This is a genomic window from Sphingomonas sp. BL2 (genome assembly GCF_056680015.1).
Genome location: NZ_CM155261.1, coordinates 3,312,863 through 3,337,298, shown reverse-complemented (window position 1 = coordinate 3,337,298; position 24,436 = coordinate 3,312,863). Strand labels below are relative to the sequence as shown.

Here is a 24,436-nt window from a genome sequence, read left to right as displayed (position 1 = left end):
TGAGCCTCGGAGGAATGCCGTAGCCGACCCCAATATAGTTTCGCGTCCTGGGCATGCCGACGGCCTGTCCGGTGTGCTAGCGGCCAATCGTGCCCAACTCGTCCGGTTCTTCGCCGGACGTACGGGCAGCGTCGCGGAAGCCGAAGACGTCGTGCAGGAGATCTGGCTTCACACCGCGCAACCGTCGCCGGGACACGCGGCCGGACCGATCGCGAACCCGCTCGCGTATCTGCACCGCGTCGGCATGAACATCGTGCTCGATCGCGTCCGTGCGAACGGTCGTCGCCAACGCCGCGATACCGGCTATGTCGATGCGACGACGTCGATCGTCGGCGCGGAGGCGGTCGACGACACTCCCTCCGCTTTTGACGCGGTTGCCAGCCGTGACCGCTTCGACCGACTGGCGGCGGCCCTGTCCGGCCCACCTGAAGGGGCCATGCGGGTGTTCCGGCGCCACCGCATCGACGGGGTATCCCATGCCGACATCGCGGCCGAACTCGGTATCTCGCGCAGCGCGGTCGAGAAGCACGTCGCAGTCGCCCTCCGGCATCTGAGAAGGGCGTTGGATGAATGATGTAGCGGAAGGGCTGCGGTTCGATTGGAGCGGCGGCGTCTATCAGTCAGGTCAATATTCGACGGACGGATATCGCACGATCGGCGCAGGTTGCGCCGCGACCGGTGCGGACGGGGGGCATCCGTCGGAAAGGGGGACGCATGACTGACACGCACACCGCGATCGACACGATTGCCGACACCGCGGCGGCCTGGCACGCCCGGCTCGACTCGCCGGACATGGACTGGGACGACTTCGGCGAATGGCTTGGAGCCGACCCGTCGCATCGCGTCGCCTATGATTCGATCGCACTGCTCGATGCCGAGATCGGTGACGCCGCTCCGGCGATCGCGGCGCGCCTGCCGGCGAACGACGACCAAGTCCTGCCCATCGCGGTACCGCGCGGACGCGGCTGGCAATGGGCTGCGCTTGCCTCCAGTGGCGCGCTGGCCGCGGGCCTGGCTTTCATCCTGGTCACACCGTCGGGCGACGACGCCGCGCAAGCCTATGAAACCAGCCGGACCGAGACGCGGTCGGTGATGCTCGCCGATGGCAGCCGCATACAGATCGACCGCGGCTCGCGCGTGTCGGTGACCGGTGGCGCGAGCCCTGTGATCGAGATCGGTCGGGGAGCGGCGAACTTCGCGGTTCGGCACGACCCGTCGCGCGTGCTGATAGTCCGCGCCGGCGGATACGAGATCCGCGACTTGGGAACCCGGTTCGACGTCGTCAGCGCGCGCGGGCGGGTTGCCGTGACGGTGGCAGAAGGCTCGGTTGACGTGACGCCGATCGGCGGCGCGCCGACCGATGCCACGATTCTGCGGGCGGGCCAAAGCCTGAACATCATTCCAGCCCAGCAGATCGCGGAACGGCGGCAGGTCGATCCGGCGCGCGTATCCGATTGGACGGACGGCTTGCTCAACTACGACGGTGCGCCATTGCCACTAGTTGCCGCGGATATCTCACGGTATGCGGACAGCCCGTTGACGGTCGATCCGTCAGCGGCGAACCTGCGCTTTTCCGGGGTGTTGACGATTGGTGATGGTTCGCGGCTCGTCGATCAGCTTCGGGCGGTGCTGCCGATACGCGCTCGCCGGATTGACGGCGTCGTGCATCTGGGTGCCACCGGCACACGCTGACCAAACGCCAAGCTCGACCCGTTCGGTCGCCGTCCCGGCGGGAACGTTGCGGTCCGCACTGGAATCGCTAGCGCGCCAGACCGGAATATCAATCGGCATGGCAGGCACGTTGCCCGATCTGAACGTCAAGCGAATCGATCATGCCAAAGACGTCGCTCAGGCGCTGCGGCGCATGCTGTCGGGCAGCAGGCTGCGCGCGGTGCAGGTCGATTCGACCACGTGGCGCATCGAGGAAATGCCTGCGAAACTGCAGCGCGCTTCTATCGTATCCAACGCTGCCACAACAGCGCTCGCGACCGGCGATATCGTCGTGATAGCCAGCAAGCGCGACGAGCGGCTATCCGATCTTGCCGCCTCGATCAGCATTGCCGGAGGGCCTACGCTCGATCGCCTTGCCGGCCGGCGCGGTTTGACCGACGTCATGGCCACCACCGACGGAGCGTTCTCGACCAACCTCGGTCCGGGGCGCGATCGCATTTTCCTTCGCGGCGTTGCCGACAGCGCGTTCAACGGTACCAGCCAGTCGCTTGTCAGCCTGTACCTCGACGACGCGCGTATTGGTTACGCCTCACCGGATCCGGACCTTCGCCTCGTCGACGTCGACCGGATCGAAGTTTTACGCGGGCCACAGGGGACGCTGTACGGCACGGGCGCGCTCGGCGGCGTCGTCCGCGTCGTGACCAACGCCCCAGATCTTGGCCGCTTTTCGGGAAGCGCGGCGATCGAGGGAACGGGGATCACCAATGGTGCCGTCGGTGGCGCGGTCGAGGGTATCGTGAACCTGCCGATCGTTACGGACAAGGTTGCACTACGGACGTCGGCCTGGGCCGAGACGATGCCCGGATGGATCGACGACACCGGACGCGGTCGTACCGACGTCAACCGCACGCGTCGGGTAGGCGGCCGCGCCGCGTTGCGCTGGGCGATCGGCGGCGGCTGGTCGGCGACCCTCAGCGGTGTCGCGCAGCGGATCGACGCGCGTGACAGCCAATACGCGACCAGCGGCCTTTCGCGCACGACCCGGATCGCCGAACCGCAGGACAACGACTTTACATCGGGTGCGCTCACCCTGCGTGGCCCGATCGGCAGGTTCGAGGCGCAGGCGACGACGGCCTATGTCGATCAGGAGATCGGCAGTACCTATGACGCCAGCATCCTGGCGCCGTCGCTCGGCGTCACGGCGCCGGTCGCCTATATCGAGGACCGCTCGGCGCGATTACTGTCGCAGGAGGTGCGGCTGAGCGATCCAGCCGCGCGCCATCCCTGGATCATCGGCGCGACCGTTCTGCATTCGACCAGCCTGCTCGGCGGTCGGTTCACATCGCTCGGCGGCAATACGATTGCCGCCCGTCGCGACGAGGAAGACGTCACGGATCTCGCGCTCTTTTCCGAGGGCACACAGCGACTGACCGGCTCGCTCGATTTCAAGCTGGGTTTACGCGCATTCTCGACCGTGAGCCATCTCGAACAGCGGGACCCCGGTCGGGTTCGCGCCAACCGCATCGGCGTGACGCCCAGCGGGACGCTCAGCTGGCACCGCGACGATCTGGGCCTGGTCTGGCTTCGCTATGCCAGCGCCGTGCGTCCCGCGGGCATCAGCCGGACCGCCGATCCGACCAATCTCCGGATTCCGGGCGACGAACTCCAAAGCCTCGAACTCGGCTGGCGCATCCGTGTTGCACGTGACCGGCTTGCCTTCCACGGTGCCGTGTTCGGTTCGGCGTGGGAGCATCTGCGCAGCGACACGGTCGGGCCCGACGGACTTCTCGGCACGGTCGATGCGGGCGATGCGGTCAACTACGGCGTCGAGCTCGGCGGCGTCCTGAACCTGTCCCCGATGACGATCGATTTCGGCACCACGCTGCAACGCGCCCGCCTGACCTCGCCGTCGTCGAACACCCGCCTCGACCGCGACGATCGGCGCTTGCCGGTCGTTCCCGACATATCGGCCCGACTGACGGTATCGCGAACCCTCATCGCGTTCGGCTTGCCCGCGTCGGTTTATGGTGTGGCGCGCTACACCGGTCGCACGCGACTGAGCTTCGATCCGCTACTGGATCGTCCGGCGGGGAACTACGCGACGGTTGATGCCGGCGCCACGATCGACCGCGGGCCGTGGCGTTGGTCGATCGGCATCGCCAACATGCTCGACAGCCGCGGCAACAGTTTCGGCTTCGGCAATCCGTTCACCCTGGCCACGACCACGCAGACCGTTCCCATCCGGCCGAGGACCATAACCCTGCGCGCCGCGATCGGGCTGTAAAGTCCCGAACGCACGACCAACCACCGCAATCGCCGACCGAATCGCAGCTTGGTTTTCGGATTCCGACGTAACCTTTTCGCGCAGCAGATCGCTGCTTGTAAAAAAGGACGTCGCAATGACCTTCGAACATTCCCCCTTCACACCCTCCGAAAGGCACCAAGAGCTTCACGAGGCGTCGATCCATTCCTTGAGCGCGGTGCCCAGCCGGCGCCCGTTCGAGTTCGTCGACCTGGAAACGCATTTCGACAGCGAACTCGAAACCCTGTGGACCTATATGCGGCAACGCAGCCGGCCGAGCTTCAACCCGGGTTTGCTCGCCGAGTTCGAGCAATGGCAGAACGACATCGCCGCAGCCCGGTCTTCGGCTGCCACGCCGATCCGGTATGTCGTGCTCGGATCGCGGTTTCCCGGTGTTTTTTCGCTCGGCGGCGATCTCGATCTGTTCTCGGCGCACATCCGCAACGGAGATCGGGAGGCACTCGTTCGCTACGGCCGTGCGTGTGTCCGCATCCTGCACCGCAACATGCTGAGCCTTGATCAACCGATCATCACGATCGGATTGGTGGAAGGCGATGCGCTGGGGGGTGGGTTCGAGGCGCTGTTGTCGTTCAACGTCGTGATCGCCGAGCGCGGCACGCATTTCGGCCTGCCCGAAACCAATTTCGGCCTCTTTCCGGGCATGGGCGCGCATTGCTTCCTGTCCCGGCGCCTGGGCGCGGCGCGGGCGGAACAGATGATCTTGAGCGGCCGATCATACACCGCCGAAGAACTGTACGATCTCGGCATCGTCCACGCGCTCGCCGATCCCGGCATGGGCAGCGCCGAAGTCGAGCGCTATATCCGCCAGAACCGTCGTCGGCATAGCGGGCACTGCGCGATTTACGAGGCGTCGCGATCGGTCAATCCACTGCCGCTCGGGGAACTCGAGGCCGTGGTCGACCTCTGGGCCGATGCCGCCTTGCGGCTCAGCGAGGCCGACCTGAAACTCATGCGCCGCCTCGTCGGTGCGCAGATGCGGTTGCTGGACAAGGCCGCGTAGCCCAGCGGTCAGGAGCGCCCCTGTGCCTTGACGTCGTCGCCGGCAAGCATGGTCGCGACCATGCTTGCCGGCATCGGATGCGCCAGCAGGAACCCTTGTACCGCATCGCACCGCGTACGCCGCAGCTGCTCGAGTTGCGCAGGCGTCTCGACACCCTCCGCCACCGTTCGCATGCCGAGCTTGGCCGCCAGCTCGATCACGGTCTGCACGATCGCCACCGAGGCCGGGCTTTGCTCCAGGTCGGCGATGAAGGAACGATCGATTTTCAAGGTCTGGAAGGGGAACTTCGTCAGGTAGCTGAGCGAAGAGTAACCCGTGCCGAAATCGTCGAGCGTCGTCCGCACGTTCAGCCGGTTGATCGCATCCAATGCCGCCAATGACGCCTCGATGTCTTCGAGCAGAACCGATTCCGTTACCTCGAGTTCGAGGCGGTCGGCGGCGAATCCGCTTGCCGCAAGCGCACTCATGATGACCATCGGCAGGTTCGCCGATCGCAGCTGGATCGGCGACAGGTTGACGGCGATGGTGACGTCGGTAGGCCAGCCGCTCGCGATCCGACACGCCTCGCGGATCACCCAGCTGCCGATCGCGACGATCAGGCCATTGTCCTCGGCGATCGGGATGAACTCGGCCGGAGAAATCGCGCCATGCCGCCGGTTGGTCCAGCGCAGCAACGTCTCGCACGATAGGATGTGGTCGCCGGTCAGGTCGAAGATCGGTTGGAAGACGAGATGGAACTCGCCACGCTCGAGCGCACCCTGCATCTCCGCGCCGAGGTCGCGCGTCCGTTCGATCTTCTCGTCCATCAACGGTTCGTAAAAGCGCATCTGACTGCGACCGCTGTCCTTCGCACGGTAGAGGGCAAGGTCGGCGTTCTTCAGCAATGTGTCGGCATCCGTGCCGTCGGGCGGCGCGATCGCGATGCCGAGCGATGCGCCGACGTGCAGCTTGCGTCCGTCGTGATGCACCGGCTGCTCGACGAGTTCGATGATACGCTGGCCGATCGCCGAGGCGTCCTCTTGCTGGATCACGTCGCAAATGACCGCGAACTCGTCGCCGCCAAGCCGTGCGACGATGCCGGTCGTGCCGAACGCGTCGTTCAGCCGCTGCGCTACGCCCGCTAGCAGCGCGTTGCCTGCCAGATGCCCAAACGAGTCGTTGATCTCCTTGAACCGATCGAGATCGATCCAGTATACCGCGAGCCGGGTTTCGCTGCGGCCGAGCGCCTGCAAGCGAGCCTCGAACTGTTCGCGGAACGCGGTTCGGTTGGCGACGCCGGTCAGGTCGTCGCGACGCGCGATGGCGGCATGATGCTCCGCCAATGCCGCCTTTTCTCGCGAGACGAGTGTCGCCTTCAGAATGACGCCATAGGTCTGCAACGTGATGTCCATCATCGCGACGACGAACAGCATGATCACCAGCGCCAATGCGATCTTGAGCGGCTGCAGCGAGACGATCAGCCCCACCGTCAGCGGCAGCGACGCGAAACACAGCTGCGACAGCGCGATCCACGGACGCCCGGCGTTGCGACCGGCGATACCCGCCGCGTACCCGATCGTCGTTGTCACCGCGAGCAGTTGGAGCACGCCGTCATTGGTATTGACCAGCGTAAGAAGCCCGAACGTACCTAGCAACGCCGAATACATGAGCGCGCCGGATCGATAGAGAAACTCCTGCCGCTTAGCCCAGCTTCCCCTCATACGCTCTGGTGCCGGCCGCCGTCGCCGTTCCCGGCCGAGCGCGTCACTGACCCTCATACCGGCGACGAGCGCGATAGCCACGGCGCACGCGATCATCGCCGGGTTTCCGCTGACGTACGCGACGATCCCCATGATGCCGCTGCTGGTCAGTGCACCGATCACCAGCGATTGCGGCGACGCGTAAAGCGACTCAAGCAGCGTCGCGCGTACCGATGCCGCAATCGACTCGTCGGAATGTCGCAGTTGCCTGAGACGGGAGATCAAGCCACTCATCGGACTATCCTTGAACGGCAAGCGTGTAAAAGAAACGAACAAATCGGCCGGCACGCTGCGATCTGTCGTATTTAGTCAGGCGATGCGAACACGTTAACCAGTAATAACAGCTGGACATGCCCGTGCTGTCAGCGTCGCCACCTGCAGTAACGATCGAGTATCGTCTCAAAGCATTTCCAGCGGTCCCGCGGTCATCGGCCGCGGGAATGCGGCATCCAGCGCCGCCAGGTCCTCGCTCGACAACACGAGGTCCGCCGCGCCGCGGTTCTCCCGTACGTGCGCGACGTTCCCAGCTTTCGGGATCGCGATCACGCCGTCGGTTTGCAGGACCCAAGCCAAGGCGACCTGCGCGGGCGTCGCACCGATGGCTTCTGCAATGCGAATGAGCGTTCGGTCCGAAACGAGCTGTCCCTGCTCGACCGGACTGTACGCCATCACCGGCATGTGCGCTTGGCGAAGCCACGGCAGGAGGTCATGTTCCGGGCCACGCCGCGTCAGGTTGTACAGAACCTGGTCGGTCACACACGCACTCCCGCCAGCCGCCAGCAACTCGTCCATGTCGTCGGTATCGAGATTGCTGACGCCCCAGTGACGGATCTTTCCCGCCGCCTTGAGCGCCTCCATCGCCTCGACCGTCTCCGCAAGCGGTACCGATCCGCGCCAGTGCAGGAGGTACAGATCAAGCCTGTCCGTTTTCAGACGTTCGAGGCTGGCGTCGCAGGCGCGTTCGAGGCGCTTGCGCGATGCGTTCTGGGGATAGGCTTTGCTGACCAGGAATATGTCGTCGCGAACGCCGTCAAGCGCTTCTGCAACAAGAATTTCGGAAGCACCGTCACCGTACATCTCGGCCGTGTCGATCAGCGTCATCCCGAGTTCGACCCCCAACCGTAAAGCGGCGACCTCCGGTTTGCGCTCGCTCGCGCGCTCGCCCATCATCCAGGTGCCTTGCCCGAGGGCGGGGATCGTTTCCCCGCCCGGAAGCGTCACGGTCTTCATGGTCTATCTCTCGTCCCAGTCCGGTGTTCGAACACTAGATCAGCCCCTCATACGACATTGCCTTCTGCACCGCCGGGCGTGCCTTCATCCGCTCGCGGAACGCGACCAGCGTCGCGGGTGCTTCGATCTGGTTCTTCGCCGCCCACAATAGCATCACGAACAGATAGCAGTCCGCCACGCTGACGGTGTCGCCGAACAGATAGTCGCCCTCGATCGTATCGGCGAGATAGCCCATCCGCCTAACGATCGTCTCGCTGGCCTTCGCCTTCTCTTCGTCGCTCCCGCCGGAGAAGAACGGCTTGAAGCTCTTGTGGATCTCGGTCGAGATGAAGGCGAGAGCCATGAGCAGGTGTGTATGCCCCATCGCCCCGCTTGGTTTTAGCGCGCCGTCCTGATGCGCGATCCAGTCGAGGATGGCGATGTTCTCCGTCAGCGTCTCGCCCGAATCCAGGGTCAGGGCAGGGACGTAACCCTTCGGGTTGATCTTTGTATAGTCGGCGCCGTTCTCGGTTTGCTTGGCCTTGAGATCGACCTTCTCGTGTTCGAACGAAAGCCCGGCTTCGTGCAGCGCGATGTGATCTGCGAGGCTGCAAGCGCCGGGGGAATAATAGAGCTTCATCGATAGTCTCCGCGTTGGTCTTCCTGAACGCGCAAGGCCGCCGATAGCTGCGACCGTCACCTGATCCCCGCTATTGCAGCACCGCCACGCGCACCCATCTCCGGTCGATGAACGACAATTTGATCCGCCTCGGTCTCCTCGACGAGGACGACATCATTATCGATGAGGCCGCGCTTTCGCTGGCGCTGCTCGATCATCCAGACACCGACCCGACACCCTATCGTGTGCTGATCGATGCGGTGTCGCAACGTCTCGAGACGGTCGGCCGAGGCGCCGGTACCGCCGAAGAGCGTGCCGATGTCCTGTCGGAGGTGCTGGGCGAGGAGTTCGGCTTCGTCGGCGACCGCGAGACCTATGACGACCCCGCCAACACCGACCTGATCCGTGTGATCGACCGGCGCCGCGGCCTGCCGGTAAGCCTGTCCATTCTCTACGTGGGTGCGGCACGCCGGATTGGGTGGGCGGCCGACGCGCTCGATGTTCCCGGGCACGTATTGGTGATGGTGGGGGCCGAAGCATCACCCGTGATCGTCGATCCATTTCGGGGCGGTATGCGCGTCGATCGCGAGGCTCTGGCCGCTTTGGTGCTCGCCTCGAACAACGGGCCTGCCGCCGCGGTGAATCACATCGCGACGATGCCGAATCGCGCGATCCTGGTGCGGCTGTTGGTGAACCAGGCGACGCGCGCCGAGCAGGCGGGGCAGGGCCGACGCGCGCTGGAACTCTATACGCGGATGACTTTGATGGCGCCTGCCTACGGGCACGCGTGGTGGGAGCGCGCGCGCCTGGAACTGGTCGACGGCGACGTGACGGCCGCGCGGGGCAGCCTGAGCGCGATGTTGGAGATCACCCGCGATCCCGAACTACGGCGGCGGGTGACGGATACGCTGGGGTCTCTGTCTCCAGCCTAGCTCTTCTCTTTCGTGTCGGGGCACGGGTCCCGACCCAACAAAGCTTGGCGTCGGCGCGGTGTCGGCGCTAACCGCGTGGTCATGGCCCCGCCGTCGATCCTCGTTGTCCTTCATGATTTCGCGCTGGGCGGCACCGAACGCGTTGCCGTGCGGCTTGCCGAGGCGTGGGCGAAGCAGGGCGTCGCGGTCACCATCTTTGCCGGCTCGGACGCCGGGCCGCTTCGGGCATTGGCCGGCGAAGCGGTCGAGATCGTCGTTGCAGAGCCTTCGATCCCGCGTGGATCGGGCTCGCGCAAGCGACTGGCGCAGGCCGCGCGCGCGTTCGTCGAGCGGCGTCGGTTCGACGGCGTCTTCGTTCCCGGTAATTTCCATTGGCCGGTCGCCGCCGCGCTGGCCGGATCGGGCATACCCGTGGTCGCGCAGGTCAGCGCAGCGCTCGACAAGCCGCAGCGCGGTCGGCTGCGGCAGTGGGCGTTCGAGGTTCGGATGCGACACCTTCTTCGCGGCGTGCAGGCAGTGGTCGCGCTGTCGGACGTCGCGCGCGATCAGGCTGACCGGATCCTGCGCCGTCCCGTGACAACGACGATCGCGTTGCCCGCGCTGAGCGATGACGCCGCGCCGCCTACGCCGATTCCCGGAACGCAACCGCCGATCGTGCTGGCCGCAGGGCGACTGGTTCCCGAAAAGGGGTTCGCGCGCTTGATCGACGCCTTTGCAAAACTGCCGGACGGTACGGCGCGGCTTGTCATCGTCGGGGACGGCCCGGAGGCGGATGCATTGCGCCGGCAGAGCGATACGCTGGGGCTTGCAGATCGGGTGGAGCTTGTCGGGTACGTTACGGATATCCGGCTCTGGCTTGATGCCGCGCGGCTGTTCGTGCTCTCGTCCGATTTCGAAGGGTATCCGGCGGTCTTGGTGGAGGCTCTGGCAGCGGGGCGGCCGGTAGTCGCGACCGACTGTACCCCGGCGACACGACTGCTCGATGCGCCGGGTGCGGGCATGGTCGTGCCACTGGACGATAGCGAGGCGTTGGCGCGCGGGATTTCCGCGATGCTCGCGCAGTCTCCGCCCGATCCGGAAGCACTGGCGGCGTTGGTCGCGCATCACCGGATCGGCGCAGTTGCGGATGCGTATCTCGATCTGTTTGCGGGGTTGCGCGCGTGAGCACAGGGCCGATGCGGATCGCCTACGTCATCAACTCGGTCGAGGGCGGCGGGGCCGCTTCGCCGGTACCCGCGGTGCTCGGCGTATTGCGCGAAGGCGGTGCGGAGGTGGCGGTGTTCGCACTGACCGCACGCGATCGTCGCGGCGAGATGGCGATGCGCGCCGCCGGGCTGGACGTGCATGTCCGCGATGGCGGCGAGACCGATCACGCGGCCGCACTCAGCTGGCTCGACGCGATCCTGAAGGACTGGGCGCCGACGCATCTCTGGACCTCCCTTACCCGCGCGACCCTGCTCGGCCAGATCGTCGGCGTGCGCCGGGGGTGGCCGGTCGTCAGCTGGCAGCATGCAGCCTTCCTCAAGCCGGCCAACCGCATTTTGCTGCGCGCGATGCAGCGCTTGTCGCGGCTCTGGGTCGGCGACTCCACCGCGGTGACGCGACTGACCGCGGAACGACTGCACGTTCTCCCCGAGCGTCTAGTTCAATGGTCGATCTTCCGCGCGGATCCCGAAGCGCTTCAAGCGACGTCGTGGCGGCCGGGCCAGCCGATCCGGATCGGCAGCCTCGGTCGTCTGCACCGCGTGAAGGGCTACGACGTACTGGTCGAAGCGCTGGCGTTGCTCGATACCTCGACATCGTACGAGATGGTGATCGCGGGGAGCGGCGCAGAACGGGACGCTCTCGAAGCTCGCGCGAATGCTCTCGGCATAAAGACGCTGCGGTTCGCGGGCTATGCAGCTGACCCTGCGGCATTTTTGGCAAGCTGCCATCTCTACGTACAGCCATCGCGCTCCGAAGGCCTTTGCGTGGCGGCGCACGAGGCGATGCAGGCGGGCCTCCCCGTTATCGCCTCGGCGGTAGGCGAACTCCCAGGCAGCATCGTCGAAGGCGAGACCGGCTTCACCGTCCCACCGGCTGATCCGGTTGCACTCGCCGCTGCGTTGTCGCGAGCGTTGGCCGAGCCGACACAACTGGCGACGATGGGGCAGGCGGGTCGCGCGCGCGTTCTCGCGACGTTCGGGCCGGAGCGGTTCGCGGCAACCGGCTTTGCTATCCTCGAACGGATACGCGCCTTTTAAGGCCCAGTTTCTTCACCTCGCGGACTACTTCGATCGAGAGCCCGTGAAGCGACAATTCGGTGCGCTTCATATCGACCAGCGTCACCGGCCCCGCCGCCGACAGCGTGTGAAACCCCTCGACGAACGGCGCGGAAGAGGCCGGCGGGACGAGCGCGTCACCCACCTCGGCCTCGAACCGATCGGGCGTCAAAACGGTCATCGTCAGCGGGCGGATCGCGCCGCCATAGGTTCGGCTGCAATCCTGCACCGGCAACACGATTCGGCCATGGATCACCAGCGGCATCCCGCCCGGTCGCGCGCTGGCGACATCGACCCGCACCGGGTTCATCGGATGCGGCGTCCACGGTCCCGCCAGCCGGTCCGCATAGGCGACGTGCAGCGCGCTCATCTTGTCCGGCTCGCGGTCGGCCGAGGTGTAGAACAGCCACCACCGCCCCTCATGGAAAACTGGCGTCGCATCGACCGCGACGTGATCGAGTTCGATGACATGCACTGGCTCCCACCGGGTCGGAAAATCGACCGCGCGGTACAGCGTCAGCCGGTTCGAGCGATGCGCTTCGGGCAGCATCCACGTCTCGCCCTCCGCCTCGAACACGAGCGGATAGGACAAATGCCAAGGCTCGTTCAGCACTGGCTGACGGTCGACCAGACGGAAGTCGGCATCATAGACCAGCACTTCGATCGCGCCGATCCGGACGCGGTAATCATAGGTCTCGACGAACACGTACAGCCGCCCGTCGCGCCACAGGCCGAACGGGTCGGCGAGAAACTGGAAGCTGCCCATCGGCGGCAGCCACATCAGGGGGAACCCCTCGATCGAGCCGCGCGCGACGATCGCCTTGGCAGTCGCCATCACGATCGCGGGGCGCCAGATATCCTTGCGTAGAGCCACGGTGGTCGATCGATCCCAAACGCCGCGCCCGACAGGGGCGCCGCGCGGGCCTTCTCGCGGCGGATCAGGCTACGCGCAACCCCTGCAATCCGGTTGCTGTCTCCTGTTCGCGCTCGGGCAGCACGGTCGGGACGGTATCGCCGAGCACGCTCATCACCGCGCGCGCCGCACGCACGGCGGAGTGCTCCGCGGTCAGTTCGAAGCTCCGCTGGAACAGCGCGCGCTGCACCGGACGATAGCGATCATGCTGCGCCACCGCGCGATCGAGCGCGGCACCTAGGTTCTCGGTGCCGGTGACGACTTCGCCCGCCTGCCAGTGCGCATAGTTCGCATCGCCGTCCCACGCCGTCGCATGGGCATCGAGGAACAGGCACGGCCGCGGCGTGTGGAGGAACTCGTACACCTGGCTGCTGACGTCGCCGAGATAGATATCCGCCGCCGCGGTATAGGTCATGTCGGTCGATGCGGCCGATCCGAGATCGACATGGATGTTCGGCGCGTCGAGAAAGCGCTGCTCGATCACGCCGGCGCGGTCGATCCGGAACTTGTCGATCGTCAGCACGAACTTGCGGTGGAACAGCATGACGTGCGGCGCGAAGATCAGATTGTAGCGGTCGTCGTGCAGAAAATGCTCGAGCACCGCGCGGCCCTGCGCATACCAGGACGACAGATGCGGTGACGGATGTGGGTTGTAGAGCACGGTCGGCTTGCCGTTAGCCTGGAACGGCAGGCGCGGCGCGGGATCGGGCATCAGGTCGAACTTGGGATAGCCGATCAGGCTCATCCGGTTGAACGGCACGCCGGCCTCGCGGTGCAGGCGCTGGCGGATCTTACTGCCCGAGACGAGGACGTGATCGAACGTCGCGCTGTGCTTGTTGAAGCCGATCGCGCGGTCGCCCGCACCGTGGCGCGTGTGGATGATCTTGAGATCGTCGAGACCATAGCGCGTCTTGAGCAACAACGACGTCTTCTCGGCGACCACCAGCGCATCGAGCGACCGGAAGAAATCGAGATTGTCGCGGTAGATACCGATCTTCGTCACCGGGAGTGCCCATTCGAGCGCGCCGGATAGCGCACGCGTCGATGCACGACGCAGGCCCAGTTCGACCAGCGGGACGGTAACGCCGAGCCGTGCGCACAGGCGTCGCACTTCGTCGGTCAGCCGCGCGTTGGTGGTCGCGACGACGATCTCCGCATCGGGATAGCCCTCCGCCATTGCCAGGGCAGTCGGAAGGGAGTGCGCGACCTGATGAACCTGGTCGTGATTGAACAGAAAACCGATCTTCATGGCCGGTAGACGTTCCCGGCACCGGTCATCCTCACTAAATATTTTGTCATCTGCGCAATCGAGGGGAACTTTCCGTTCGTCGGCGCAACGCTGGGCGTCTAAGCGCTCGCGATGCGTTCGCTTCTCCACCGTATGACGTCCCGGCAGGCGCACTCCGCCAAAGCTGGGGCGGGACGCGGCGATCGGTCGGGGCTGTGGCTGGTGCTGGCGAACCTCGGTCACCTGCTCGGCGGCAAGGCGGCGGCGGGCATCATGAGCCTCGTCTACCTCGTGCTGGTGACGCACCGGCTGGGTGCGGCCGATTATGGCGTGCTGGTGCTGGTCAACGCCTACGCCGTGCTGATCGGCAGCGTCCTCGCGTTCTCCGGATTCCACGGCGTGGTGCGGTATGGCGGGCTTGCGCTGGAGGCAGGCGATCGGGCCGGGTTCGCGCGGATCGTCCGGTTCATGGCGGTGATCGAACTCGGCTGTGGTGCCATCGCGGTCGTCGTGGCCGCGTTGCTGGTGCCGCTGATCGGACCACGGCTCGGTTGGTCGCCCGACACGATCCGGATTGCCATTCCGTATTCGCTCGCGGTGATCGCGACGGTCCGCGCGACGCCGCAGGGCCTGCTCCAGATCGCAGACCGGTTCGACCTGATCGGTATCCATCAGGCGGTGTCGCCGCTGATCCGCCTTGTCGGCGCGCTCGGAGTCTGGTTCGCGGGCGGAGGGCTGATCGGCTTCATCACGGTTTGGCTGATCGCGGCCGTCGCCGAGGGGCTGGCGATGTGGGGCTTTGGCTGGGTGGCGTGGCGCAAACTCGCCGCCGGCGAGCGGCTGCGCGGACCGTGGCGCGGCACGGCGCGCGATACCGAGGGCCTCAAGCGCTTCATCCTTATCACCAATTTCGATATCACTGTCCGCGAGCTCGCACCGAACCTCGCGCCGCTGACCGTCGGCTGGCTACTCGGGCCGGCGGCGGCAGGGCTGCTCGCACTGACCCAGCGCGCGACGTCGCTGCTCGCCCAGCCGACGGTGTTGCTGAGCCAGGCCAGCTACGCCGTGCTCGCAGCCCAGGTCGCGCGCGGCGATCTGAAGGCGTTGCGGCACACGGTATGGCGCAGTGCGGGACTGGCGCTCGCAGTAGCGCTGCCGATTGTTCTGGTCCTCGCTTTCGCAGGCGACTGGTTGCTGGTCACACTCGGTGGCGCAAGCTTCGAAGGCGGCACGGTCCTCCTGATCCTGATCGCTGGCGCGCGTGCCGCAGGGCTCGCAAGCGCACCATTAGCCTCGGGACTGACAGCACTCGGACTGCCGGGCCGCTCCATGACCATCGGCCTCGTCACCAGCCTCGCGCTCTACCCGCTGCTGCCGGCTATGCTGTGGGCGTTCGGGACCGACGGGGCAGGGTGGCACGCGCTGCTCCAGAACGGCGTCGCGATCGTCGCGCTGGCGGTCCTGTTCCGCCGCGATGCGAAGGTCGACCCGGCGTGACCCTGGGCGGGCTCCGTGCCGTATTCCTCGCAGAACGCGCGATGCTGCTGCGACTGCTCGTCGCGCGGCTGGGCAGCGTCGAGGAGGCGGAGGATGCGCTCCAGGATCTGTGGCTAAAGCTGGAGACGGTGACCGGCGGTCCGATCGCCGAACCGCTCGGCTATATCTGCCGCATGGCGAACAACATCGCGGTCGATCGTCGCCGTCGCGCGGCGCGGCGGGCGGACCGCGACACCGACTGGCTGGAAACGCAGGCGACCGCCGACGAGCATCCCGATGCCGAACGCGCGTTGATCGCCCGCGAACGGCTCGGGCGGGTCGAGGCGACGCTCACCGGCCTGCCCGATCGCGTCGCGACCGCGTTCCGCCTCTACCGGTTCGAGGACCTGCCGCAGAAGGCGATCGCCGAGCAGATGGGGATCACCGTCAGTGGCGTCGAGAAGCTGCTACATCGCGCATACCTGCGAATTCACTTGCAACGGAGCAATTCCGGTGTGGATATCCCGCAGGCAGGACGTCTCGCTCATGAGGAGGACCAGCGCGATGGTCGGTGAGTGGGGCAAGGACGGCGATTACGGCCCGGGCTACGGCGAACACGCCGCAGCCGAGGCGGTCGCGTGGCACCTTCGCTTGGCGACTGCCGATGGTGGCGCATGGTCGGCGTTCGCCGACTGGCTGGAGGCTGACCCGCAGCATGCACGCGCTTATGACGCCCTGGCGGTCGCGGACGCGGAACTGACCGACGCGCTGAGCCCGCCAGACTGGTCGCAAGCAATACCGCCAGTTGCCGCCAACGACGACCGACCGACACCGCGGCGGCGCTGGGTGATGGGAACCGTCGGCGGACTGGCGGTGGCCGGGATCGTCGGCGTCATGCTGCCACTCGAAAATCCGTCGAAAACGGCAGCGAGGATCATCGAGACACCGGCCGGGGTTCGCCGTAGCGTGACGCTCGCCGACGGTAGCCGTATCGACCTGAACGGCGGCACCAGGCTCGCGGTCGACGACGGTAATGCGCGCCTGGTTACCCTGGAACGCGGCGAAGCGATCTTCCGCGTCACGCACGACGCCGCGCATCCCTTCGTCGTCCAATCGGGCACGATGCGGTTGCAGGACGTCGGTACCGTCTTCAACGTCGCCCGCGTCGGCACGCATCTTGGCGTCCAGGTTGCCGAGGGTGCGGTGATGTTCCAGCCTGAACAGGAACGCATCATGCTGACCGCGGGTGCGGCGCTGTCGCATGTCGATGGCGGCGCGCCACGGATGTCGGGTATTGCGATCGACGACGTCGGCAGTTGGCGTAAAGGCCGGCTGGTATTTCAGCAGACGCCGGTCCGGCTCGTCGCCGAGGCGCTGGAACGCAGTACCGGTACGGTCGTACGCGTCGCTCCCGGGCTGGCGGAAACGCGGTTCACCGGATCGATCGGCGTGACGGGCGGTGCCGACAGCCTGATCCCGCGCGCCGCAGCGCTGATCGGCGCGAAGGCGGAGAATGTTAATGGCCGCTGGCGTCTGGTTGGAGGCCATGCCGGTCCGTAATTTCAACCTGGCCGTATCGCTCCTCGCCGCCACCCTGATAACACCGTCGCTGTCTACGCCCGCTCACGCAGCGGAGCGGCGCTCTATCGCCGTTGCGCCGGGGCCGCTCGATCGCGCGATCGCGGTGCTTGCACAGCAGGCGGGCGTCGATATCGGCAGTGCGGAGCCTGGATTGTCGCGAGTCATGACGCGGGGGGTAAAAGGTCGACTGACCGCCGCCGCGGCACTTGATCAGATGCTAGCGGGCACGCCGTACATGGCCCAACGATTGGGGGAGGGCAGTTTTAGGATCGTTCGTCGCGCTGTCGTCCGGCAGCCAGTCGCGCGCGAACGCCAACCAAAACCGAAACTCCCCCTGACGCCGCCGCCGGTCGAGGTATCACCCGAAATCGTCGTCACCGCGACCAAGCGCGCGACGTCGCGACTTCGCTTTCCCGGTGCGCTCACGATCCTGCGACCGGCAAGCGGGGTAAACATCCGCAACGATGCCGCGAACGGCATGGACGAGGCGATCGCCGCGACGCCGATCCTGCAGAGCACGGCGCTGGGGGCGGGTCGCAACAAGCTTTTCATCCGCGGGGTCGCGGACAGCAGCTTCACCGGCCCCACGCAATCGACCGCCAACGTCTATTTCGGCGAGGTGCCCGTCGCCTATAACGGACCCGAACCGGGGCTGAACCTGTACGATGTCGACCAGGTCGAAGTGCTCGAGGGCCCGCAGGGCACGCTGTACGGCGCAGGCGCGATCGGGGGAATCGTCCGGCTGGTGCCGCACGCGGTGGATCTGTCGGGTGTGTCGGCCGATGTGTCGGGCGGCGTCAGCGCGACCAAGTCGGGCGATCCGGGCGGCGATATCGCCGGGATGGTCAACATACCGATCGAGAAGGGCGTCGCTGGCGTACGCGCGGTCGGCTACCGGGTCGTCGAAGGCGGTTATATCGACGACGTCCGCCGTAACCTTCGCAACGTCAACCGGGTGGCGACGACCGGTGGACGCTTGGATTTTCGGATCGTTCCGGAAAGCGGCTGGACGATCGACGCCGGCGCCGTGATCCAGAACGTGACCGCTCCCGACCTCCAATATGCCGAACGTGGCATGGGACCGTTGTCACGCGCGTCGTTGCTCGCCCAGCCGTTCGAGCAGCAGTATTTTCTTGGGCGTGTCGTGGTCGACAGGCGTTGGGAAGACGGTCTCCACCTCGTCTCCGCGACCGGGTTGGTTCACCGCGATGCGGAGAGCCGGTTCGACGCCACGCGACCCAACCGGCCGAACGCCCCGATCGCCTACGATACCGACGAACGCGGTCGTCTGTTCTCGCACGAGACACGACTCTCCCGCGCAAAGCCGAACGGCGCCGGCTGGCTGGTGGGCGTCGCGCTCATTCACGCGCGCGACGCCTATGCGCGCAGATACGGCGCGCCCGACAAGTTGCGCGACATCGTTGGCGTCACCAACCGGACGCTCGACGCAGCGGTGTTCGGCGAGGCGGGGATCGCGATTAGCCCGACGTTGACGATCACCGCGGGCGTCCGGCTGACGCATCAGCGTACCGATGGCGATCCGATCGCGAGCCTCAAGACGACGACCTTTATCCGGGGACGCAGTTCGACCCGGCTCGATCCGACGCTCGGCGCGTCCTGGTTGCTGACGCCGACGCTGGCGGCCTATGCGCGCTACCAATCGGGTTTTCGGACCGGGGGGATCACCGTGGCACCGGGCGTAGGCCGCGTTGCCGACCTGGTGCCTGATACCATCCATGTCGGGGAGATCGGCGTGCGCAAGGAGCGGCACGGACCGCTGGGCCTTGCGGCGTCGATCGGTGCATCGCTGACCGACTGGCGGCACATCCAAGCGGATCTGGTCGACAAATCCGGTTTTCCGTTCACCACCAATCTGGGCAACAGCCATATCTATGGGCTGGAGGCGAGCGCCAACTGGGTGCCCCTGACCGGCTTGAAGATCGACATGGCGATGTTCCTCAACGAGACCCACGTCGCCGACCCAGACCCCGCACTACGCCGGCAGGTCGGCGCACGACTGCCCAACACGCCGCCGTTCGCGGTGTCGGGGAGTGTCGGCTATGAATGGTCGCTCAGCCCCAGTACGCAGGCCAGCGTCGATGCGGGCTGGCGCTATGTCGGGCGATCGACCGTCGGCACGCAAGCGCCGCTCGACGTGTCGCAGGGCGAATATGGCAGCGCGCACCTCGGCGGTACGTGGACCAGGAACAAGGTCCGGTTGACCGCGACGGTGGACAACCTGTTCGACGTCAAGGGAGACCGCTTTGCGGGCGGCAACCCGTTCGCGCTGGCGGCGCGTAACGAATACACGCCACTGCGCCCGCGCACGTTCCGGCTGGGCGGCGCGATCGGCTGGTGATCAATCAGCGGATCGGCTGCAGCGATCCGCCTTGCAGGTAAGTGAGGGTGACCGGCACGACTGTCGTGCCCGATCCGACACGCACCTGGACGATCTTCGGATCGGGCTTGCGCGAGAACAGCATGTCGAACAGCGTGACGTGCGGGTTGCCCGACGCCCCGCCGCCGTCGCTGCGGTCGGTCTTGTCGTTGGCGTTGATGTCGTGACGCACATCGACCGCGTAGACGCCCGGCCGATCGACCGGCATGCAGATCGCGACCCGACCTTCGCGCGGCGTCGGAACTTCGGTGCGCAACAGCGTCTTTTTCTTGTCGAAATAGGTCGAGGGCGATCCCCCGAACGTGCGGACGCGAACGGTTCCGGTGCGCGCCTTGAACCCCTCGACGATGACCAGCATCGCCGGGTGGGTGCTACCCGCCGTGCATTTCGCCGCGTCGGGACCGATCGGTTTCAAGGCGGCATTGGGCGTCATCGACAACGCCGCGAGATACAGGGCAATCATGGTTCGTGGCTTTCGGCTCTTTGGGATCGGGATGCAACGCGGGCGCGTCATACCCTGGATCGGTGGATGTGCCGCTCGTTACAGGACTACCGCATCTTCAATATCTTAGGACGGACAGTTCGTATCGTTGGAGAGATCCTCGCGCATGCAGAACATGACGAATTTCTCACGGAACACGGTGGCGGCTTGAACGGTATTTCAGGTCTTCCTGCAGTGCTTTCAAGGATACCGCCATGCGCTTCATTACCCTGCTCGCTCTTCCGCTCTTCGCAATGACGGCGTCGCCCGTGCTGGCGAAGGGCTGTATCCGCGGCGCTGCCGCTGGCGGCGTTGGCGGGCATTTCGTCGGTAAGGGCCATGCGGTTGCGGGGGCCGCGATCGGCTGTGTTGCAGCGCATCACCACTATGCCAAGCAGGCACGCGCACAGAAAGCCGCTGCTCGCACTCACGGCTGATGATCAAAGGTCGCGGACGGTATGCCGCCCGCGACCTTTCTCTTGGTCAGCGGCTATAACGTCCGATCAACGCGCGCCGCAGCATGCGGTCCTCGAGCGAATAATATAATGCAATCCGGTCGCCTTCCGCGACGGTGGACGCGGCGAACGCAATATCGGTGGCCTCGCGGCTCAGCGCAGGCGGGGGCACGAGCAGCGGTTCCAACCCGCGCCCCGTGACCCGTGCGAGATCGGGACTGAAGCTGATCCAGCCGATCCGCCACCGTGCATCATGCGTCGCGCCGTTGTAGAACATCACGGGATCGGCACCCTCCGCCTGCCAGATCGGCCCGGTCGACAGATGCCAATTGTCCCAACTGTCCTCGCGTATCCCGAACGGATCGGGCAGCACGGTCCACGGTCCCTTCGCAGTCGGGCCGCCCGCCATGCCGATCCGCGAAGCACCGTTTGCCGCATATTCGTAGAACAACCGCCAGTCGCCGGCGCTCGTCTGTACCAGCGTGGCTTCCTTGATGTTGCCCTCGCCCGGGGGCGCCTTGAGGACCAGATCCTCCTTGACCATCGCCGTCAGGTCACGGCCGGCAGCGAGGATCATGCAGCCCTGCGAGCGGTCCGCATCGACACCGGTGTAATAGATTAGATACTCGTGATCGGGCGTCACCAGGACGGTCGGGTCTTCGCACCCACCCATGTCCTCCGCGCCGGGACCGGGGGTGATCGCGAGGCCGGGATCCATCGTGAATGACAGACCGTCGCGACTTTCGCCGCGGGCGATGATCCCGGTCGGATCATGCGGTCCGAGCGGATGGGGAACGCCGCGGACCATGATCCGGTACAGGTCGCCTTCCTTCCAGACGAACGGGCTCATCAGGTCCATGCCGTCGATCATCGAATTGGCCGAGATCGCGACGGTGTCGAGTTGCTCGACCGCGTAGGTGATCATCACGCGCCCTGCGCGACGGTCAGCGACAGCGCGCCGTCGATCGTCACCGTCGTGCCGGTGATATAGTCCGCCGCGGGAGAGAGCAGGAACGTCACCAGCGACGCCACCTCGTCGGGCCGTCCGGCGCGCTTCCAGGGGATCGCGGCTTCCTTGGCGGCGAGCTCCTGCGGATGATCGAGCGCGGACTGGTTCATTGGCGTCAGGATCATGCCCGGTGCGACGCCGTTGACCGCGATGCCCTTCGGCGCAAGTTCCAGTGCCAGCGTCGCCGTCAGTTGCGACAGGCCGCCCTTAGCGGAGTCATAGTCGACGCCGCCGGGTCGCGGGGCACGTTCGTGGATCGACGAGATGTTGACGATGCGGCCTTTGATATTCTTGGCTTCGAGGGCGCGTACCATCCGGCGACAGGTGAGGAACGGGCCGTAGAGGTCGGAGCGGATGACCCGGTCGAACTGCGCCAGCTCCATGTCCACCAGCATGACGCCGCTCATGTTGAGGCCCGCCGAGTTGACGAGCAGCGTGACCGTGCCGAACGCCGCTTCCGCCTGCGCGAACAAATGTTCGATCGCGGTTTCGTCGCCGACGTCGGCCTGGACGGCGATCGCGCGGTCGGCGCCGCCGATCGCCGCGCATACCGCCTGCGCCGCCGCCGCGTCCTTGAAATAGGTGATGACGACGCGCGCGCCGGCCTCGCCGAGCGCCTTGGCACAAGCAGCACCAATGCCGGATTCACCGCCAGTGACGATGGCGATTTGATCGTTGAAGATGGTCATTCTTCCCCAACAGGCGATGCCGCGCTGAGTTGCAGGAATTGGCGGGATGACGCGCTTTTCACCTCGCCGTCATGCGATCCGAAGTTCGTCGGCAGCGCCGTCTAAAGACCTAACGTCGTCGGCACTAAGCCCGATGGTATACCCGCGACGGATTGGGCTGTTCAGACATGTGACGACTCGTCGGCGATCGGCGCACCGATGGTTACGCATAGGCCGGGGCCATTGTCGGCCTCCTCGATGGTGCCCGACAGTCGCGCGACCATGGACATGAGCATCCGCGACCCGAACCCGGCCCCGGAACTCGCCTTGCCACGACCGCGATCGGCGACGATCAGGCGAAAGCGGTTGCGATGCTGTTCGAGCGCGATCGTGATCGGTCCCGACGCGCCGGCATAGGCATATTTGTTGGCGTTGATCACCAGTTCGGTCAGGATCAGCCCGACGCTGACCGCGCGGTCGGTGGAGATCAGGATCGGCGCGAGTTCGAGCTCGATCTGGCCGCCCCATGACTTGTCCATCGTCGATTTGATCTCGGTACACAGGTCGCCGATGTACCGCGCCAGATCGACCGCCTGGACGTGCTCGTCGGAATGCAGTCGGCGGTGGACCATCGCGACCGCCGAGAGCCGACGCTGCGCCTCCGCAAGATGCGCGGTCAGCACGTCGTCTCCGACCGCCCGCGCCTGAAGGCCGAGGAACGCGGAGACGAGTTGCAGGCTGTTCTGGACGCGGTGATGGACCTCCTTGATGAGATAGTCCTTCTGCAGCAGCAGGCTCTCATTGTCGGCGATCGTCGCGGTCAGTTCGCGGTTCACCTCGAACAGGCGACGGTTCTGGCGGGCATCGAACATCGTCCGCTTCAGCCGCCCGGCCGCCTCGATTTCGAACAAGGTCCACGGTACCGATCGACCACGAACCGCCTCGCTCCAGCTCTCGAACGAGTCGCGGGGTGTCAACGGTATGTGAGGATCGACGCCCAGATCCTTATGCGGGTTGCCGGCCCAGTTCATCACCTCGATCTGCTCTGCGCGAAACCAGATCAGGATCGTCGGCTCGTCGGTCGACATCGTCACCGCGAGAACGCCGCTGGCGAGATCCTGGAAACTGGTGGCTGCGGGCAGCTGTTCCGATAGCCGATCCGTCGAGAAGGGCAGCGCCCGGCCGAGATCGATCACATGAGCGGCGACCGCGCGGATGTCGTCATGGCGGGGGGAGCGACCTGCGACGAACAATTCGGTCCCGCGAACCACCGCGAAACTGTCGGCGCCGAGCATCCGGCACATGTCGTCGCCCGCGGTCGCGAAGAAGCCGGCGAGCGAGATGTCGCTGCCGAGCCGAAGCACGACCGCGTCTTCGGCTGTGCGGAGGCGAATGCGCTCGCGGTAAAGTTCGGCATCCTCCTTCGCGCGAATCTGGCGGGCAAGGCTCCCGGCGAGCGCACGGCAGGCCATGCGGACATGCAGTGGCGGGAACTTCGGCGTCGGATGGTGGCAGGCGACAAGGCCCCACAGCGCGCCGTCGCGGACGATCGACACCGACGCCGACGCCGCGACGCCCATGTTGGCGAGATATTGCAGGTGGATCGGCGATACGCTGCGCAGCGCTAGATCGCTCATGTCGAGCGGCGTCGCACCGGCTGGACGGAGCAATGCCGGTTCATAGGTGATGTCGGGAATGATGCGGACACGGTTCCGCACGTACAGCGCGCGCGCCTGTTTCGGGATGTCGGACGCCGGGAAATGCTGGTTCAGGAAACTGCCGAGCGCGGGATCGCGGTCCTCGGCCAGGACGACCCCGGCGTCATCGTCGAGAAAGCGGTACAGCATCACCCGGTCGAAGCCGGTCAATTGGCGAAACGTTCTCGCGGCGCGCTCGCACAGTTCGCGCAGGCCGAACGCCTGTTCGAACGTTGCCGCGGCTTCGTCCATCTCCACCAGAACGTCGATCGGGGACGGCATCGCTAGGGGGGCGGGCTCGAGTTCGACGACGATGGTGTTCGATACGCGGTGCGCAATCGCGTCGAACGGCGTTTCGGTGCCGACGATCCGCGCGAGCACGACCGTGCTGACGTTGGGCTTGGCCGCGAGTTGCGCCGAGACGGGCTGGCCGAGAAGGTCGTCGAGGTTCGCGCCGAGCCACTGCGGCGCCAGCAATTTTTCGATGTCGCCCGCGCCCGCCATGATCTTGAAGGTGCAGGCGTCGGCAACGAGGACGAGGCCGTGCGGCTGGATCGATCCAGGACGCTGGATAGGTTCGCGGTCGCAGGCGGAAACGTCCGGGCCGTGCGACCGTGCACCGCCGTCTATCGCCTCGGGTAGAGAACCAGGCATGGCGTGTGCAATCCAGACGGAGGCGATCCGACACCACGGCGGGGCAGTATCGTTACGCTAACGATACAGAAGCGCCCGGTGACCCCTTGTCAACGACCTGGATCAGTCCCCATCACCTTTTG

General features: G+C 65.9%; 22 protein-coding genes. 13 read left to right on the top strand and 9 right to left on the bottom strand.

Features of this window, described 5'->3' with window-relative positions; genetic code table 11:
* Window positions 1-73: 73 nt before the first annotated feature.
* The 5 genes from AC1ME3_RS15435 (at window position 74) to AC1ME3_RS15415 (ending at window position 4,994) form a co-directional block, all read left to right on the top strand.
* The gene (locus AC1ME3_RS15435) at window positions 74-574 is read left to right on the top strand and encodes an RNA polymerase sigma factor (protein WP_480953863.1); all 501 of its coding nucleotides are present in this window, start codon (window positions 74-76) and stop codon (window positions 572-574) included.
* Window positions 567-722: a hypothetical protein gene (locus AC1ME3_RS15430; protein ID WP_480953862.1), complete on the top strand. Its 156-nt coding sequence runs from the start codon at window positions 567-569 to the stop codon at window positions 720-722. The genes AC1ME3_RS15435 and AC1ME3_RS15430 overlap by 8 nt, the downstream gene beginning before the upstream one ends.
* Window positions 715-1,692, top strand: a complete 978-nt coding sequence (locus tag AC1ME3_RS15425; RefSeq protein ID WP_480953861.1) for a FecR family protein — start codon at window positions 715-717, stop codon at window positions 1,690-1,692. Before AC1ME3_RS15430 ends, AC1ME3_RS15425 begins: the two co-directional genes overlap by 8 nt.
* 97 nt (window positions 1,693-1,789) lie before the next feature.
* Window positions 1,790-3,955 (top strand): TonB-dependent receptor, encoded by a 2,166-nt coding sequence (locus tag AC1ME3_RS15420; RefSeq protein WP_480953860.1) that lies wholly within the window; start codon window positions 1,790-1,792, stop codon window positions 3,953-3,955.
* A gap of 115 nt (window positions 3,956-4,070) precedes the next feature.
* Window positions 4,071-4,994 (top strand): crotonase/enoyl-CoA hydratase family protein, encoded by a 924-nt coding sequence (locus tag AC1ME3_RS15415; protein WP_480953859.1) that lies wholly within the window; start codon window positions 4,071-4,073, stop codon window positions 4,992-4,994.
* A gap of 8 nt (window positions 4,995-5,002) precedes the next feature.
* Here the strand turns inward: AC1ME3_RS15415 and AC1ME3_RS15410 are convergent, their stop codons facing one another.
* From AC1ME3_RS15410 to AC1ME3_RS15400, 3 genes are all read right to left on the bottom strand, one after another.
* Window positions 5,003-6,967 (bottom strand): putative bifunctional diguanylate cyclase/phosphodiesterase, encoded by a 1,965-nt coding sequence (locus AC1ME3_RS15410; RefSeq protein WP_480953858.1) that lies wholly within the window; start codon window positions 6,965-6,967, stop codon window positions 5,003-5,005.
* 165 nt (window positions 6,968-7,132) lie between these two features.
* Window positions 7,133-7,963 carry an aldo/keto reductase gene (locus AC1ME3_RS15405; RefSeq protein ID WP_480953857.1) on the bottom strand — a complete coding sequence of 277 codons (831 nt, stop codon included), beginning with the start codon at window positions 7,961-7,963 and terminating at the stop codon, window positions 7,133-7,135.
* Window positions 7,964-7,997: 34 nt separating this feature from the next.
* Entirely contained in the window at window positions 7,998-8,582 is a 585-nt protein-coding gene (locus AC1ME3_RS15400; protein ID WP_480953856.1) for a glutathione S-transferase family protein, read from the bottom strand.
* Window positions 8,583-8,689: 107 nt separating this feature from the next.
* Here AC1ME3_RS15400 and AC1ME3_RS15395 point away from each other — a divergent pair, with 107 nt between their 5' ends.
* From AC1ME3_RS15395 to AC1ME3_RS15385, 3 genes are all read left to right on the top strand, one after another.
* A complete protein-coding gene (locus tag AC1ME3_RS15395) occupies window positions 8,690-9,493 on the top strand; it encodes a SirB1 family protein (RefSeq protein WP_480953855.1) in 804 nt (267 codons plus the stop codon).
* Window positions 9,494-9,574: 81 nt separating this feature from the next.
* The gene (locus AC1ME3_RS15390; protein ID WP_480953854.1) at window positions 9,575-10,657 is read left to right on the top strand and encodes a glycosyltransferase; all 1,083 of its coding nucleotides are present in this window, start codon (window positions 9,575-9,577) and stop codon (window positions 10,655-10,657) included.
* The gene (locus AC1ME3_RS15385) at window positions 10,654-11,736 is read left to right on the top strand and encodes a glycosyltransferase (RefSeq protein ID WP_480953853.1); all 1,083 of its coding nucleotides are present in this window, start codon (window positions 10,654-10,656) and stop codon (window positions 11,734-11,736) included. Before AC1ME3_RS15390 ends, AC1ME3_RS15385 begins: the two co-directional genes overlap by 4 nt.
* Here AC1ME3_RS15385 and AC1ME3_RS15380 read toward each other — a convergent pair.
* Both AC1ME3_RS15380 and AC1ME3_RS15375 read right to left on the bottom strand, forming a co-directional pair.
* Complete coding sequence (locus AC1ME3_RS15380; RefSeq protein ID WP_480953852.1) at window positions 11,708-12,628, bottom strand: glucosamine inositolphosphorylceramide transferase family protein; 921 nt, start codon at window positions 12,626-12,628, stop codon at window positions 11,708-11,710. The genes AC1ME3_RS15385 and AC1ME3_RS15380 overlap by 29 nt on opposite strands.
* Before the next feature lie 64 nt (window positions 12,629-12,692).
* Window positions 12,693-13,916: a hypothetical protein gene (locus tag AC1ME3_RS15375; protein WP_480953851.1), complete on the bottom strand. Its 1,224-nt coding sequence runs from the start codon at window positions 13,914-13,916 to the stop codon at window positions 12,693-12,695.
* Between the two features lie 111 nt (window positions 13,917-14,027).
* Here AC1ME3_RS15375 and AC1ME3_RS15370 point away from each other — a divergent pair, with 111 nt between their 5' ends.
* Genes AC1ME3_RS15370 through AC1ME3_RS15355 form a run of 4 tightly spaced genes read left to right on the top strand, consistent with a single transcriptional unit; the run spans window position 14,028 to window position 19,311 of the window.
* The gene (locus AC1ME3_RS15370; protein ID WP_480953850.1) at window positions 14,028-15,392 is read left to right on the top strand and encodes a lipopolysaccharide biosynthesis protein; all 1,365 of its coding nucleotides are present in this window, start codon (window positions 14,028-14,030) and stop codon (window positions 15,390-15,392) included.
* Window positions 15,389-15,946: an RNA polymerase sigma factor gene (locus AC1ME3_RS15365; protein WP_480953849.1), complete on the top strand. Its 558-nt coding sequence runs from the start codon at window positions 15,389-15,391 to the stop codon at window positions 15,944-15,946. Before AC1ME3_RS15370 ends, AC1ME3_RS15365 begins: the two co-directional genes overlap by 4 nt.
* Window positions 15,936-16,931 carry a FecR family protein gene (locus AC1ME3_RS15360; protein WP_480953848.1) on the top strand — a complete coding sequence of 332 codons (996 nt, stop codon included), beginning with the start codon at window positions 15,936-15,938 and terminating at the stop codon, window positions 16,929-16,931. Before AC1ME3_RS15365 ends, AC1ME3_RS15360 begins: the two co-directional genes overlap by 11 nt.
* On the top strand, window positions 16,891-19,311 hold the full coding sequence (locus AC1ME3_RS15355) for a TonB-dependent receptor (RefSeq protein ID WP_480953847.1): 2,421 nt from the start codon (window positions 16,891-16,893) through the stop codon (window positions 19,309-19,311). The genes AC1ME3_RS15360 and AC1ME3_RS15355 overlap by 41 nt, the downstream gene beginning before the upstream one ends.
* A gap of 4 nt (window positions 19,312-19,315) precedes the next feature.
* Here the strand turns inward: AC1ME3_RS15355 and AC1ME3_RS15350 are convergent, their stop codons facing one another.
* On the bottom strand, window positions 19,316-19,813 hold the full coding sequence (locus tag AC1ME3_RS15350) for a DUF2141 domain-containing protein (protein ID WP_480953846.1): 498 nt from the start codon (window positions 19,811-19,813) through the stop codon (window positions 19,316-19,318).
* Between the two features lie 233 nt (window positions 19,814-20,046).
* Here AC1ME3_RS15350 and AC1ME3_RS15345 point away from each other — a divergent pair, with 233 nt between their 5' ends.
* Window positions 20,047-20,268 (top strand): hypothetical protein, encoded by a 222-nt coding sequence (locus AC1ME3_RS15345; protein WP_480953845.1) that lies wholly within the window; start codon window positions 20,047-20,049, stop codon window positions 20,266-20,268.
* A 46-nt stretch (window positions 20,269-20,314) separates the two neighbouring features.
* Here the strand turns inward: AC1ME3_RS15345 and AC1ME3_RS15340 are convergent, their stop codons facing one another.
* From AC1ME3_RS15340 to AC1ME3_RS15330, 3 genes are all read right to left on the bottom strand, one after another.
* Window positions 20,315-21,211, bottom strand: coding sequence for a glycoside hydrolase family protein (locus AC1ME3_RS15340; RefSeq protein WP_480955848.1), 897 nt, complete (start codon window positions 21,209-21,211; stop codon window positions 20,315-20,317).
* Window positions 21,211-21,984 carry an SDR family NAD(P)-dependent oxidoreductase gene (locus tag AC1ME3_RS15335; protein ID WP_480953844.1) on the bottom strand — a complete coding sequence of 258 codons (774 nt, stop codon included), beginning with the start codon at window positions 21,982-21,984 and terminating at the stop codon, window positions 21,211-21,213. The genes AC1ME3_RS15340 and AC1ME3_RS15335 overlap by 1 nt, the downstream gene beginning before the upstream one ends.
* Window positions 21,985-22,145: 161 nt before the next feature.
* Window positions 22,146-24,314 carry a histidine kinase dimerization/phosphoacceptor domain -containing protein gene (locus tag AC1ME3_RS15330; protein ID WP_480953843.1) on the bottom strand — a complete coding sequence of 723 codons (2,169 nt, stop codon included), beginning with the start codon at window positions 24,312-24,314 and terminating at the stop codon, window positions 22,146-22,148.
* Between the last annotated feature and the right edge of the window lie 122 nt (window positions 24,315-24,436).